We start from the raw sequence: 13,195 nt of genomic DNA, 5'->3' as shown, positions 1-13,195 counted from the left end.
TCCTACATTCCGGCTGAGAGCCTGAATGATTTCAGTTAGCAGGAGTTTGCCTTGCCCGGTTTATTGACGCGCCTTGTTCCACGCCGCTTCCGCCCGGTTTCCATCGAGATACCTGTCGTGCGGCTGCATGGTGCCATCATGTCCGGTGGATCTGCATTCCGTCCGATGCTTTCACTGGCGTCGACCGCAGCAGTCCTTGAAAAGGCGTTCACCGACAAGGAGACGCCCGCCGTCGCCATTTCGCTCAACTCGCCCGGCGGATCACCGGTTCAGTCCCGACTGATCTACCGGCGTATCCGCGACCTTGCCGCCGAACACCAGAAGAAGGTTTTTATCTTCGTCGAAGATGTTGCCGCCTCGGGTGGCTACATGATCGCGCTGGCTGGTGACGAAATCATCGCCGATCCGTCATCCATCGTGGGTTCTATCGGCGTGGTGTCGGCCTCGTTCGGCTTCCCCGAACTTCTGAAAAAGATCGGTGTGGAGCGCCGCGTCTATACGGCAGGCTCCAACAAGGTGACGCTCGACCCGTTCCAGCCGGAGAAGAAGGCCGACATCGAGCGGCTGAAATCACTGCAGCTCGAAATCCACGAGACCTTCATCGACATGGTGAAGGAACGGCGCGGTACGAAACTTGCAGAAGACAAGGACCTGTTTACCGGGCTGTTCTGGACCGGCATCAAGGGGCATGAGCTTGGCCTGATTGACGGGCTTGGCGATATGCGCAGCTTCCTGCGCAAAACCTACGGCGACAAGGTTAAGCTCAAGCTCGTGGAACAGAAACGCGGCCTTCTGGGGCGCAAGATGCCCGGCATTGATATGGCACTCGGTAATCTTGAACCGACTTCCATTGCCGCGCATCTCGGCGACGGGCTGCTTTCAGTAGCCGAAGAAAAGGCACTTTGGGGCCGTTATGGCCTGTAAAAACAAAGCGAAGTCGAAAATCAGCGTCGATTTTCGAACCAAAGCTTTGAATTCCCTCGTTTCACCATGATATGGTGTCAGAAAGCGGGGTGGGCCGCTTCCCGCCCCTTCATGAACATTCGGCATTTCGGCGTTGCGATCCGGCGATCCGAAATGCGACCCTTAAGGACTTGAGGCCATGCCCCAGCTCATCTTTCTGCTGCTGATCATCGCCGCCGCCTGGTACGGCTATCGCTCGTTCAAGCGTGAAGCCTCGCGCGTGTCCCAGCGTGTGCGTCAGGCAGAAAAGGAAGCGCAGAACCGGGCTCAAGGCACGTTGGTGCAGGACCCTAAAACCGGCGAATATTACGTCAAGAAGGACTGACCTGTCTTGTAAGAGAGGTTGCCAACGAAGTGGTGCGGTTGCTCGCCGCAGCCGGATGCCATGTTTTCTCAAGAGCGGTTCCAATTTTAACAATGTCGTCGGAGCCGCTCCAACTATTTGTTTCATAGCATTTGCCTCACGCAAAACCGTTTCACACTTTTGCTGGAAATGCGCTATTCCCGGTCCGTAGCCAGAAATGACCCTTTCTCCGACAACCAAAACGCCCGCGAATGCCGGGGCCGCACATGCGGTGACGCGTCTGGCACCGGCCAAGATCAATCTCGCACTGCATGTTACAGGGCGTCGTGACGATGGCTATCATCTGCTCGATATGCTGGTGGTCTTTGCGCGCTATGGCGACATCATCCGTATCGAGCACGGCGAAAAGGATAGCTTCACGGTCAGCGGTCCTTTCGCAAAAGGCATACCGCTCGATGGTGGCAATCTGGTTCTCAAGGCACGCGAGGCCTTGCGTGATCATACGCAAAGGGCATTGCCGCCCGTCGCCGTTCATTTGGAAAAGAACCTTCCGATTGCGTCGGGTATAGGCGGCGGATCGAGCGATGCCGCAGCAACGCTGCTCGCGCTCGATGAATTGTGGGGGCTCGATCTCGGTTTAGAGCAACTCGCCGCGATGGGGCTTACCATTGGCGCCGATCTGCCCATGTGCCTGCATGGCGCATCCAAGGGCACACCGCTTGCCGCGCGCGGCATCGGTGAAGACCTGAGCCTGGTTGTCGGATTTCCAGCCCTGCCGATGCTCCTCGTCAATGATGGAACCGCTGTTGCAACGCCGGATGTCTTTCGCGCACTCGACAAACGCGACCATCCAGCGCTGAACCTTGGCTCCCATGCAGATATCGCCCCCCTTTGCGCCTATCTGCAGACAACCCGCAATGATCTTCTGCCTCCGGCCCTAAAACTTGCCCCCCAGATCGGTGACAAACTTGACCTGCTTCGCGCAAGCGGATCGCTTTACGCACAGATGTCAGGCTCAGGTGCAACCTGTTATGCGATCTACGAAGATATGGCCGCCACAGAGCGGGCAGCAGCACTTCTCTTGGCCGAACGACCCGACTGGTTCGTCATCGCAACCCAAACGGCTCCCTCCCAAAAGTAGTTTCTGAGCGGCCTCCCAACCGAAAGTCTGAAAAATCGCCCTATTGTTCACTCTCATTGGACAATATATTGGGACAGACTGTTCGCTCTTTTTGAACAAAATGCCTTTTACAACAGTTTCGTGAATACTGATATATAATATAACTTATTGATTATATTTAGTTATTTCTCATAAATTATCTACATTCCATAAAATTGGCTGCACGAATGTGTGATTAAGAAAACATTTTCGTGACTGGAACTTTTACCCACTGTCACCCATTTCAGCTGCATCGGAACGACGAACAAAACGCCGCTCCACTTTCCAAGGAGATAGGAAAATGAAAAAGATTGTTCTTGCTGCCGCTGCCCTCGCTCTTAGCGCCGGTGCTGCCTTTGCTGAAAACCCACGCGTTGGCGAACCTGCCGATCTTTATGCAAACGACCGCACCCCGGTTGCTTCCCAGAAGGTCGACTACACCGCTCCCGCTTCGATCAGCCAGTCCTCATTCCAGGACGGTTCGGCTCATCGCTTCGGTGACGCATCGCCTTCGAGCTACCAGAACTAAGTTTTCCGAAAACTTAGGCGCAGGGCGTCGTCAAAAGCCTCCCAGCGGATGACGCCCCGATGAATTCCCAAGCTGGATATTCCTCCCAATCATTCAGCTTCCCCAGTTATCTCCCCGATGGATGGCATGGTGCCACCCGGGAGCCCCGGAAAGGCTTCTATGCCATCCGAAGGGGCGATTTTAAGGATTACGAAAATGAAAAAGTTTGCTCTTGCTGCTGTTGTCGTTGCCCTTAGCGCCGGTGCTGCTTTCGCCGAGAACCCGCATGTCGGCGAACCTGCCGATCTCTATGCAAACGACCGTACGCCGGTTGCAACGCAGAGCCAGAAGCTCGACTACACGGCTCCTGCCTCGATCAAGGCTCCGGTCTATCAGGACGGTTCGGCTCATCGCTTTGGCGATGCTTCGCCTTCCTCTTACCAGAACTAATCCGGCCAGAACTAATCCGGTCAGAACTAATCCGGTCAGCATGTCTGATGAAAAAGGCGAAGCTTCCAGCTTCGCCTTTTTGTTTTGTTCAGTCTTCGTCGGGCGGCAGAATGGGGTGTTTGAGACGGACCGGCCGCAAGTGCTGTGGAAGCAGATCAAACGCCACGCCGTCGAGCAACAGCGGCTTCAAAAGATCCAACCGAACCAGAAGCCCGGCATCGAGCGTCGCCTTGTGGCCGAAGATTTTACGGACCGTGCCCAAGCCGCTATCTTCCGGCAGTGAAAAGCGCGCGGTACCCCCATCATTATCCATGTGGCGGCGGAGGACTTCCTCCCATCCTTCCTGCGGAATAGCGCCCGGTTTCAGCAACAGTACCCACGGCGTGCGGATTTCTGTGAGCGCCGCCTCAATATCCATTTCGGCATAAAAGCTACAGCCGGCACCGAGCGCGACGAGAGCGGTTTCGTCCGATGACCCCCGGTCGATGACCGTAACACGGCGCAGCAACCCCTCCACAACAGCCGGCACCAAAGCCGAAAGCGTGTGGGCCAGCGCTCTTTCTGAATTCAGGGTTTCGATGACGACGGACAACATGCGCGCTTCATATATCAAGAACGCGTGAACGGAAAGCTGCTGCACATATGTTCTTGCTTTGTTCTAAATCTTGCGATAGGAATAGATTCATCAGAACAGAGTCGCATGGCAGCACGGCACGCGCAACAGAACAGTTATCAGCCCTGAAGGGGTATCCTGTTCCCGGTTTGCTTTCGTCGTGGCTGCACAACGCCAGATGTTTCCATTCAGGGAGACGAAAATGGAAGTGATCCAGCAGGCAGATATCATCAAGCAGGCCGACATGGCTGCCTTCGGTAGTGGACGCGCCGATCACGCCAATGCGATGATCGGTGAGGCAGGCCTGCGCATCGATCATGCTCGCAGGCGCGGACGCGGCGCGGGCATCAACCCGACCGGACGCTTCGAGCCGACGACGCGGCATGATTTCGATGACGGCTGGACCACGCTTGAGGAACTGCCGCCGTTCAAGACCGACGTGCAGATCGAAAAGCCGCGCACGATCATCACCCGCAATGATTCACCCGACATCAATTTCGACCGCTCGATCAATCCCTATCGCGGTTGCGAGCACGGTTGCATCTATTGCTTTGCCCGTCCGACCCATAGTTACATGGGGCTTTCTGCCGGTCTCGATTTCGAATCCCGCCTGTTCGCGAAGCCGGATGCAGCGCGCCTTCTGGAGCGCGAGCTCGCCAAGCCCAATTATCAGCCGAGGACCATCGCCATCGGCACCAATACAGATCCCTATCAGCCGGTCGAGAAGAAATGGCGCATCATGCGCGAAATTCTCGAAGTGCTGGAGGCTGCCAATCATCCGGTCGGCATCGTGACGAAATCCGCCCTGGTGGTGCGTGACATCGATATTCTAAGCCGCATGGCCGAGAAGGGGCTGGCCAAGGTCGCCTTGTCAGTCACGACGCTTGATGCTCATCTGTCTCGCACGATGGAGCCGCGCGCCTCGACGCCGACACTGCGGCTTCAGGCCATCCGCAAGCTGGCCGATGCGGGTATTCCAGCGTCCGTCATGATGGGGCCGGTTATTCCGGGTATCAACGATCACGAGATTGAGCGCATTCTGGACGCCGCCTATGCGCAGGGCGCGCGCGAAGCGGGTTATGTTCTGCTGCGCCTGCCGCTCGAAGTAGCCCCTTTGTTCAAGGACTGGCTGCTGCGAAATTACCCGGATCGCTATCGTCATGTCATGTCGCTGGTGCGCTCCATGCGCGACGGCAAGGATTACGATGCCGAATGGGGCAAGCGCATGCGCGGCACAGGTCCCTATGCATGGCAGATCGGACGTCGTTTCGAGATCACCGCACGCAAGCTCGGTTTCAATGCGCGCCGCCTTCAGTTGCGCACCGATCTGTTCGAACCGGTCGAAAAGGGAGGCAAACAGCTTTCACTGTTTTAGGCGAGGCACACAAAGGGGCTCCAAAAGGCGAACTTCACCTTGGGCTGGCGCCGTTTTTCAAACTGCATATCCTATCAGTCGTCAGTTCAATTCCCGTCTGATCTCTTTTCGGACGGAGGGGCTACCTGCTTTCACGCCACCATCCTCGAGCAGGGCCCTTGCGGAGAATCGGAAGCAATGCGAGCATCGCCGCCAAATGAAACGCTCGGCTTCTGATTCTCCGCTTCTCTTTGAGATCCCACTCGCGCCTGACTTTTCTGAAGAGAAAAGATTGCTTGCGCGCGGACTGAAACACATCGTCGGCATAGATGAAGCAGGACGTGGACCTTTGGCCGGTCCTGTCGTGGCTGCTGCCGTGGTGCTCGATATCGACAACCTTCCAAACGGTCTGGACGATTCCAAGCGTCTCACAGCTGTAAAGCGCGAAGCGCTCTACGAAACCATTCTGGAAAAAGCCATCACCGTTTCGGTGGCAAGCCTCAGCGCGCGCAGCATTGATGCAAGCGATATCAGGAAAGCCGCGCTTGAAGCCATGCGTCGCGCTTCTGTCGGCCTGACCTTGCAGCCATGCCATGCGCTGATTGACGGACGTGATGTTCCGCCCGGACTTCCCTGCCCCGGATCAGCTCTGGTCAAAGGCGATCAGCGTTCCGTCTCCATCGCCGCGGCCTCCATCGTCGCCAAGGTAACGCGCGACCGTATGATGATCCGTGCCGGAGCGGCGCATCCACCTTACGGACTGGAAATCCATGCCGGCTACGCGACCGTGAAACATCGCGCCGCCATCGAAACGGCTGGTCCCGTTCCCGGTATCCACCGCTATACTTTCGCGCCCATCAAAGGCCGTTACAGCGTTTAAACAATTGCAAGCTTGGCCGCGAAGCCGAAAAGCAGCGCTGCAAAGCCCCAGCGTTGGACTGACTGTATGGCAGGATAACGTTTGAACAGGCTTCCGAGCGACGAACCTGTGAAGGCGTAGATTGTGTCGAACGACAATCCCACGATCGTCATCACAGTCCCCAGCAACGCGAACTGGAGCGTAATGCTGCCATTTTCGGGATGAACGAACTGCGGCAGCAGGACCGAACAGAAAAGCAACGCTTTCGGGTTGAGCAGATTGGTGAGGAGACCCTTGCGAGCCGAAGCCAGATAGGACCGGCGTTCGCGCACGCCGCCAGCTGCATCCACTGTCGGCAAGGGGTGGCGCAGAATGCCGATGGCAATCCAGACCAAATAGCAGGCACCGATGATCCGGACGAACTGAAACGCGACAGGAAAAGCATGAAGAAGTGCAGCCAGACCAAGTGCGGCAAGGGCGACGTGACAAGCGCGCGCGATTGCAAGCCCTGCTGCCGCTGCAAGCGCATGTGTCCTGCCCTGTGCTGCACCAGTCTGGAGGAGCAGAAGCATATCCGGTCCCGGAATAAGAAATGCAGCAGCCAGTGCGCCTGCATATAACCACATCTCGCTCATCGATATCGTCCACCAGAGCATTTCCAGCAAAAGCGCGAAGCAGTTTTGCGTAGGCTAATGCGAAAAAAGAGAGTGCCGGCCGGTCCGCTATGCGAAGCAGCTGCATGGTCGAAACTATGCGGAGATGGATGCGCATGTCCTTGCGATTTGTGGCGCAATGTTACGGCTTTGTGGTACATTCTGCCAACATAACAACTATGATTGTCGGATTATGCCAACACTGAAACTGGACGCTATCGACCGCAAAATACTGACCGCACTCCAGGACGATGCGCGGCTCTCCAATGTGCAATTGGCGGAGAAAATTGGTCTGTCGCCCTCTCCGTGCCTGCGGCGCGTCAAGATGCTCGAAAAGGCAGGCGTCATTCAAGGCTATCATGCAGCGCTGGATCGAAATGCGGTCGGGCTTGGATTGACTGTTTTCGTGGGCATCCGGGTGGAGCGCCATCACGAGGAAACCGCGACGGCGTTTCGCACCTCCGTGCAGAATCTGCCGGAGGTCTTTTCATGCCATCTCGTGTCGGGAGAATCCGACTTTCTGCTGCAGGTGGTGGTGCCTGATCTCGCATCCTATGAGCGCTTTCTAACCGGCACGCTGCTGCGACTTCCCGGCGTGATCGACATTCGGAGCAACTTCGCCATCCAGACGGTCAAGTCACAGGGAGAGCTGCCGCTCGCCCATCTCACGGGCCTCAAGGACTGACCTCACCTCGCACCATCGAAGCACCATCATGCCGGATATTGTCAATGCAGTTCTTGTCGGCTCTCAGGGCGTTCTTCTGGGCCGTCGCAGTCCGGATCGCCGCGCCTATCCAAACCGTTGGAGCTTTCCGGGCGGTCATGTTGAAGCAGGAGAGAGTTTTGAACGCGCACTCCAACGGGAAATCCAAGAGGAGCTCGGACTAACGCTTCACTCGTTTTCGTTCCTCACCACTATAGAGATCGCAAGTCCGGCAGCGTCATTCCACCTCTTTACCGTCACCGCCTGGGACGGTCGCCCTGCCATTCGCGACCGGGGACACACGGAACTGCGGTGGTTCATGCCAGAGGAAGCCTGCGCACTGGATGACCTTGCTTTGGAGGAATATCGACCGTTGTTTCACAAATTGGGTGGCATGGCAGCCAGCCGCTGATCGGACTGTATCGAAATCGATTTCTCAACCCGGAAAACAAAAACGCCGCCCTTTCGAGGCGGCGTTTTCTAGAAAACTGTATAAGCCGGGATTAGTTCAGGTTCGACTTGACCTGCGACAGAGCATCCTTGAACAGGTTGCCTGCGACCTTCGTGTCGACCTTGTCGGCAACGATCTTGCCAGCTGCAGCAACTGCCAGATCGACCGCCGAAGCGCGAACTGCGTTGATGGCATCGACTTCAGCCGTTGCGATCTTCTGCTCGGCAAGCTTGTTGCGGCGTGCAACATATTCTTCCGTCGCGCGCTTGGCGTCTTCGAGAAGTGCCTTGGCTTCACGCTCGGCGGAAGCAACGATGTCGCCTGCTTCCTTTTCGGCTTCCTTGCGCTTGCGATGATATTCGGCCAGCAGCTGCTGGGCCTCTTCACGAAGCGTGCGGGCTTCTTCCAGTTCGTTCTTGATGCGGTCAGCGCGCTCATCGAGCGAACGACCGACCATACCCGGAACCTTCAGGTAAGCCAGGATTGCCAGAAAGATAATGAGGCCAATCAGTGCCCAAAATGTAGCGTCCATTGTCCTCTCCTCAGGCGTTCGAAGCCTTGACGGCTGCTGTTACCGAAGCCTTGTCGGCCTTGGTGCCCAGAAGCTGTTCGACGATCTCTGCCGTGGTTTCCTCGGCAATGTTGCCGACGTCGTTCATGGCCTTGGCCTTGATCGCGGCGATACGTTCTTCAGCTTCCTTGAGCTTGCCTTCAAGTGCTGCTTCGGCCGTAGCGCGTTCTGCGTCGGCTTCGCCCTTGCCCTTTTCACGAGCAGCTTCGGCGATCGAAGCAGCCTTGGTGCGGGCCTGGGTCAGTTCCTGCTCGTAAGCAGCAATAGCATTGTCGGCATCCTGCTTGAGGCGGGCTGCCTGCTCGAGATCCTGAGCGATACGGTCGCGACGGGTTTCGATCACGCCGCCGATGCGCGGCAGAACCACGCGCGACATGAACAGATAGAAAAGCCCGAAGGTGATCGCGAGCCAAAGGATCTGCGATGCGTAATGGGTGGAATCAAACGGCGGGAATACGCCGCTGCCGTGTCCGGCATCGTTGGCGACCCCGGTTTCGGTGTGCACAGCATCGGCTGCGCCGTGCTCGCCAGCAGCAGGTGCCGGTTGCGATTCGGTGGCGGTTTGGGCAAACGCCGTGGACACGAACATCCAGATTTCCCCTTTAATCCAGCACGATCTGATCCAGATGGAGAGGGATCATGCCTTACTCAGACGTCATATGCAAAGGCCAGCCGCGCTGCATTTCAAGATACAGATCGCGGCCAGCCAGTTCCTTGCAACCGTTGATTAGACGGCGAAGAGGAGCAGAAGCGCGATGAGCAGCGAGAAGATGCCCAGAGCTTCCGTAACGGCGAAACCGAACACCAGACGGCCGAACTGGCTGTCAGCAGCGGACGGGTTGCGCAGAGCGCCGGAGAGGTATTGGCCAAAGATATTGCCGAGGCCGAGAGCCGTACCGGCCATACCGAAACAGGCGAGACCGGCGCCGATGTACTTTGCTGCTTCCGCTTCCATGTTAAGCTCCTTCTGGATTGAATATAAGCGCGGATTTCAGTTCTGGCGGTCGCCCGCCGGCTTGAACTCAGTGTCCCGGATGTACTGCGTCGTTGATGTACATGCAGGTGAGAACGGTAAACACGTAAGCCTGCAGGAAGGCTACGAGGAATTCGAGTGCGGTGATCGCCACCGTCATGATCAGCGGCAGGACAGCGCCGCCGATACCGATGGGCCCAAGTGCGGCCAGCGAGACAACGAAGCCCGCAAAAACCTTGAGCGTGATATGGCCAGCAAGCATGTTCGCAAAGAGACGAACCGAGAGGCTGATCGGACGCGACAGGAACGAGATGATTTCGATGGCGACAACCAGCGGTACGATGATGCCGGGAACACCGCTCGGCACGAACAGCTTGAGGAAGCCGAGACCGTGCTTGAAGAAACCGTAGACAATGACCGTACCGATGACCAGAACCGCAAGCGCGAAGGTCACGATGATCTGGCTCGTAACCGTATAGAAATACGGGAAGAGACCGAGGAAATTTGCGACCAGAACGAACATGAAGAGCGAGAAGACGAAGGGGAAGAACTTCATGCCCTTCGACCCTGCTGAATCCCGCAGGCTGGTGGCCACGAATTCGTAAGCCATTTCCGACACCGACTGAAGACGGGTCGGGATCAGGCCGCGGCCCGAAGACGTCAGATAAAGGAAGCCCGAAGCGACCACGACGGTTGCGACCATGAAGGCCGAAACGTTCGTGAACGAAAGGTCCACACCGCCTACATCGATGGGAATCCACCGGGAAACCTGAAACTGATGGATCGGATCGTTCGCCACCTTAACCTCGTCTGTCTTCCCTGCCCGAAGGCAATTTGGCCTGCCCGAAGGCGATTTGGTCTGCCCGAAGGCGCTTCAGTCTCGGACCAGAAGGCCCACTTGTTCACTTACACTTGAACGAACTTTACCGTGAAGCCCGTCAAGTCCTATTTCTTGTCGTTCTTTTCCGAGCTAGATTTAATGTTAGCCTGTTCGGCAACATATCCAGCGGAACGAAGCACGTTGAGGACGCCCGCACCGAAGCCCAGAAGGAGAAATACGATCAATCCCCAGGGCGACGTGCCAGCGACACGATCGATAAACCAGCCAATCAGCGCACCGACCAGAACCCCTGCGATAAACTCGCTGGAAATCTTCATGGCCTGCGCGACCGAGCTTGCAGTCGCCGATCGCTCATCCTCGGAAGCCGGCTGCTTGAGCACACCCTTCTTGGCCAGTTCGGCCTCCAGGCGGTTCAAACGCTGATCCAGCTCCCCGGAACCGGGTTCGTTCTTCGCATTCTTGATCGCACCGGATGGCTTTCCGGGTTCAGTCCCGCGCGCCATTGGCAGCTCCTTTTTTCAAGAAATACGAGGATTTCAATCCCATTTCCAAGTTGCGCGCAACATATTGACACGCCGCCCGCTAGTCAAGGCGGTGCAGGCATTGCTCCAAAAGGTTTTTTATCAAGCAATCTCAATTACTTAGATATTAGTGCGACTCATTTTCCGACCAAAGGATCAGATTGGCCACATTATTGGCTAAAAAAACGGAATCGATTTCGGATGGTCATGCCGTATTCAAGACAGGAGGAAAGTCGGCCTTATGCGCCTGTTCGACCTTTTAGTCCGCTAACAAAAACGTGACTTGAAATCGGCCAATCCCTCTATTGCCGCGAGAAGGAGCAATCAGCTCCATCCGCCGCCATAGGTGCGATAGAAGATGTGGAGACCGATCTTGGCGACCTTCTTCATGGTCGGGGCCCAGAACGGACGAACATAGGTCGCATGATAATGGGTGGCGGAGCCAACTTCCGGCAGCCATATCTGACCGGCAGAGACGGTCTTTGCCACCAGCTGCGCCATGCGCCATTGCGGCATTTCGGTCACGCGGTGCTTCTGGCCGTCGCAGGCAAAGGAAAACTGGCAGGCATTGAGCCAGTCGCGATTCTGGTAGACCACACCGCAGATCGATCCCGGATAGGCCGGGTTGCGCACGCGGTTGAGGACGACCTGGGCGACGGCAACCTGCCCCTTCACCGTTTCGCCGCGCGCTTCATAATAGACAGCCTCGGCAAGGCACTTCTGTTCGCTCTTGCTGAAAGCAGAAGGCGGCAGTGGCGTAGCCGCCCATTCGTGGTCCTTCTCACCGATCGGTGGCACGAAGCGGCCTTCGTCCGGCTGGGGCTTCAAAATGCTTTCAAAGGGCGATGTCTTGCCATAGTCCGGCGTCGCAGGCGCATAACCAAGGGCCAGCGCATCCGGCTGGTCATTGGTAATGAGCTTGGCGAGCTGGGTCGGCATTTCGGAGCGCGGCTTCGGCGGTTTGACCGCATGGAACGCCATGGTGATGGCGACTTCCTTGCCCTCCAATTTGTTAGAGAAGGCCATTTTCGCGTCCGTCTTTTCCGGCGGACGCGTGATCATGCTGATCTTGTCGAACATGCTGCCGGCAGTGAAGGCTTTGGCGGGCGCCTTAGGCTTCACCGAGACGAGGCGGCCCGTCTTGTCGGAGCGATTGATGCGGTTTTCGTCCGGGTTCGGATCGTCCGGGCCGAGCTTGGCCGTCTTTTTACCCCCGGACAGCGCAACACGACCGATGCCCGGCACTTCGATACCGTTGGTTGCGATGCTGCCCGTTACCGTCGTTGCATCCACGAACGGCATTTCGGCCTGATGTACGGAGCCGACCGGTGCCTTGGCAACAAAGGCAGTCCAGCGATGCGATCCCAGATCGGCCGACGGCACCAGGCTCGCCATATCCTGAAAGGCAATCGCATTGGAATTGAAAAGATAAGTCATGGCCGCCAGAACCAGCGGCACCAGACGGTGCGGTTTATGAACTGTCTGGCGTGGCTTTGCCCTTACGGCGTAATAGCGCCCCTCTTCCGGGCAATAGCCCGTGACAGGGTAATGCCACACCGGCTCGGCAACGGCCTTCCTTCGACCAAACAGCGCTCGTAAAGATACAAGACGCACCGCACACTCCACTCACACTGACTAAACTGATGCGGTGATAACGAAGTATTAACCTTGCCCACTGGGTGCAGGACACGCTTGCAGCTCTGGCGAATACAGTCATTATCAGCAGCGCGTTAACCATGAACGAATATGGTTAATGCCGGGTTTAAGCAGTTTCAGCTTTGCGAAAACCGAATTGCTGTAGTGAGGAGGTGCATCATGGACAAGGTTACGGGTGGATGCCTGTGCGGCAATGTCCGCTTTGAAGCAACGGGACAACCATATCGGGTCGGTATCTGTCACTGCCTCGACTGTCGCAAGCACCATGGAGCCCTGTTTCACGCTTCAGCGATATTTCCCGAAGCTGCGGTTACGGTCGAGGGAGAGACCCGTGACTATGCGGGACGATTTTTCTGTCCGCGTTGCGGGTCGCCTGTTTTCGGGCGCAGCGCGGATGAAGTCGAAATCAATCTCGGCTCACTCGACGCACCGGACCAGTTCAAGCCGACCTATGAACTCTGGACCATTCGCCGCGAATCCTGGCTGCCGTCATTCCCGGACATGAAGGGTTATGGGCGCGACCGCGATGGGTCTAGCCGCTTCGAGGATTAGAGTGCGTCCCGAAAAATGTGAAACGCCTGGCTGCACAGGGAAATCAGTCCAGTGGATTGATTTC

Annotated in this window: 18 protein-coding genes; 10 read left to right on the top strand and 8 right to left on the bottom strand. The window is 56.8% G+C overall.

The features are described 5' to 3' along the window. Positions 1–51: 51 nt before the first annotated feature. The 5 genes from KWJ32_RS08680 to KWJ32_RS08660 all read left to right on the top strand — a co-directional run bounded on the left by KWJ32_RS08680 (position 52) and on the right by KWJ32_RS08660 (position 3,384). Positions 52–924, top strand: a complete 873-nt coding sequence (locus tag KWJ32_RS08680) for a S49 family peptidase (protein ID WP_125301881.1) — start codon at positions 52–54, stop codon at positions 922–924. Positions 925–1,102: 178 nt separating this feature from the next. Next, the gene (locus KWJ32_RS08675; protein WP_010658334.1) at positions 1,103–1,288 is read left to right on the top strand and encodes a membrane protein; all 186 of its coding nucleotides are present in this window, start codon (positions 1,103–1,105) and stop codon (positions 1,286–1,288) included. Between the two features lie 196 nt (positions 1,289–1,484). Then, positions 1,485–2,408 (top strand): 4-(cytidine 5'-diphospho)-2-C-methyl-D-erythritol kinase, encoded by a 924-nt coding sequence (locus tag KWJ32_RS08670; RefSeq protein WP_256885970.1) that lies wholly within the window; start codon positions 1,485–1,487, stop codon positions 2,406–2,408. A gap of 319 nt (positions 2,409–2,727) precedes the next feature. After that, complete coding sequence (locus KWJ32_RS08665) at positions 2,728–2,955, top strand: hypothetical protein (protein WP_012090790.1); 228 nt, start codon at positions 2,728–2,730, stop codon at positions 2,953–2,955. A 195-nt stretch (positions 2,956–3,150) separates the two neighbouring features. Continuing rightward, on the top strand, positions 3,151–3,384 hold the full coding sequence (locus KWJ32_RS08660; RefSeq protein ID WP_125301886.1) for a hypothetical protein: 234 nt from the start codon (positions 3,151–3,153) through the stop codon (positions 3,382–3,384). Positions 3,385–3,472: 88 nt separating this feature from the next. Here KWJ32_RS08660 and KWJ32_RS08655 read toward each other — a convergent pair whose 3' ends face one another. Then, positions 3,473–3,979: a glycosyl transferase gene (locus tag KWJ32_RS08655; protein ID WP_125301905.1), complete on the bottom strand. Its 507-nt coding sequence runs from the start codon at positions 3,977–3,979 to the stop codon at positions 3,473–3,475. A gap of 220 nt (positions 3,980–4,199) precedes the next feature. On the opposite strand from KWJ32_RS08655, the gene KWJ32_RS08650 reads away from it, so the two are divergent. Next, positions 4,200–5,372, top strand: coding sequence for a PA0069 family radical SAM protein (locus KWJ32_RS08650; protein ID WP_010658328.1), 1,173 nt, complete (start codon positions 4,200–4,202; stop codon positions 5,370–5,372). Positions 5,373–5,568: 196 nt separating this feature from the next. Further along, on the top strand, positions 5,569–6,231 hold the full coding sequence (locus KWJ32_RS08645) for a ribonuclease HII (RefSeq protein ID WP_125301889.1): 663 nt from the start codon (positions 5,569–5,571) through the stop codon (positions 6,229–6,231). On the opposite strand, the gene KWJ32_RS08640 is transcribed toward KWJ32_RS08645, so the two are convergent. Then, the gene (locus KWJ32_RS08640) at positions 6,228–6,845 is read right to left on the bottom strand and encodes a LysE family translocator (protein WP_125301891.1); all 618 of its coding nucleotides are present in this window, start codon (positions 6,843–6,845) and stop codon (positions 6,228–6,230) included. The genes KWJ32_RS08645 and KWJ32_RS08640 overlap by 4 nt on opposite strands. 211 nt (positions 6,846–7,056) lie before the next feature. Between KWJ32_RS08640 and KWJ32_RS08635 the strand changes: the two genes are divergently transcribed. Continuing rightward, on the top strand, positions 7,057–7,548 hold the full coding sequence (locus KWJ32_RS08635; protein WP_125301894.1) for an Lrp/AsnC family transcriptional regulator: 492 nt from the start codon (positions 7,057–7,059) through the stop codon (positions 7,546–7,548). A gap of 28 nt (positions 7,549–7,576) precedes the next feature. Further along, the gene (locus KWJ32_RS08630; protein ID WP_125301897.1) at positions 7,577–7,978 is read left to right on the top strand and encodes an NUDIX domain-containing protein; all 402 of its coding nucleotides are present in this window, start codon (positions 7,577–7,579) and stop codon (positions 7,976–7,978) included. 91 nt (positions 7,979–8,069) lie between these two features. Here the strand turns inward: KWJ32_RS08630 and KWJ32_RS08625 are convergent, their stop codons facing one another. The 6 genes from KWJ32_RS08625 to KWJ32_RS08600 all read right to left on the bottom strand — a co-directional run bounded on the left by KWJ32_RS08625 (position 8,070) and on the right by KWJ32_RS08600 (position 12,537). Further along, the gene (locus tag KWJ32_RS08625; RefSeq protein ID WP_010658323.1) at positions 8,070–8,549 is read right to left on the bottom strand and encodes a F0F1 ATP synthase subunit B; all 480 of its coding nucleotides are present in this window, start codon (positions 8,547–8,549) and stop codon (positions 8,070–8,072) included. 10 nt (positions 8,550–8,559) lie between these two features. Next, positions 8,560–9,177 carry a F0F1 ATP synthase subunit B gene (locus KWJ32_RS08620; protein WP_010658322.1) on the bottom strand — a complete coding sequence of 206 codons (618 nt, stop codon included), beginning with the start codon at positions 9,175–9,177 and terminating at the stop codon, positions 8,560–8,562. Between the two features lie 138 nt (positions 9,178–9,315). Next, positions 9,316–9,543 carry a F0F1 ATP synthase subunit C gene (locus KWJ32_RS08615; RefSeq protein ID WP_002963544.1) on the bottom strand — a complete coding sequence of 76 codons (228 nt, stop codon included), beginning with the start codon at positions 9,541–9,543 and terminating at the stop codon, positions 9,316–9,318. Positions 9,544–9,610: 67 nt separating this feature from the next. Beyond that, entirely contained in the window at positions 9,611–10,360 is a 750-nt protein-coding gene (locus KWJ32_RS08610) for a F0F1 ATP synthase subunit A (RefSeq protein WP_010658321.1), read from the bottom strand. 146 nt (positions 10,361–10,506) lie between these two features. Continuing rightward, positions 10,507–10,905 (bottom strand): AtpZ/AtpI family protein, encoded by a 399-nt coding sequence (locus KWJ32_RS08605; protein WP_040129827.1) that lies wholly within the window; start codon positions 10,903–10,905, stop codon positions 10,507–10,509. 342 nt (positions 10,906–11,247) lie between these two features. Continuing rightward, positions 11,248–12,537 (bottom strand): cell wall hydrolase, encoded by a 1,290-nt coding sequence (locus KWJ32_RS08600; RefSeq protein ID WP_256885969.1) that lies wholly within the window; start codon positions 12,535–12,537, stop codon positions 11,248–11,250. 201 nt (positions 12,538–12,738) lie between these two features. Between KWJ32_RS08600 and KWJ32_RS08595 the strand changes: the two genes are divergently transcribed. Next, the gene (locus KWJ32_RS08595; protein ID WP_151615827.1) at positions 12,739–13,131 is read left to right on the top strand and encodes a GFA family protein; all 393 of its coding nucleotides are present in this window, start codon (positions 12,739–12,741) and stop codon (positions 13,129–13,131) included. Positions 13,132–13,195 lie beyond the last annotated feature (64 nt).

Source organism: Ochrobactrum sp. BTU2, from assembly GCF_024539785.1.
In the GTDB taxonomy this organism is placed as follows: Bacteria; Pseudomonadota; Alphaproteobacteria; order Rhizobiales; family Rhizobiaceae; genus Brucella; species Brucella anthropi.
This window is presented reverse-complemented; position numbering and strand designations above follow the sequence as displayed.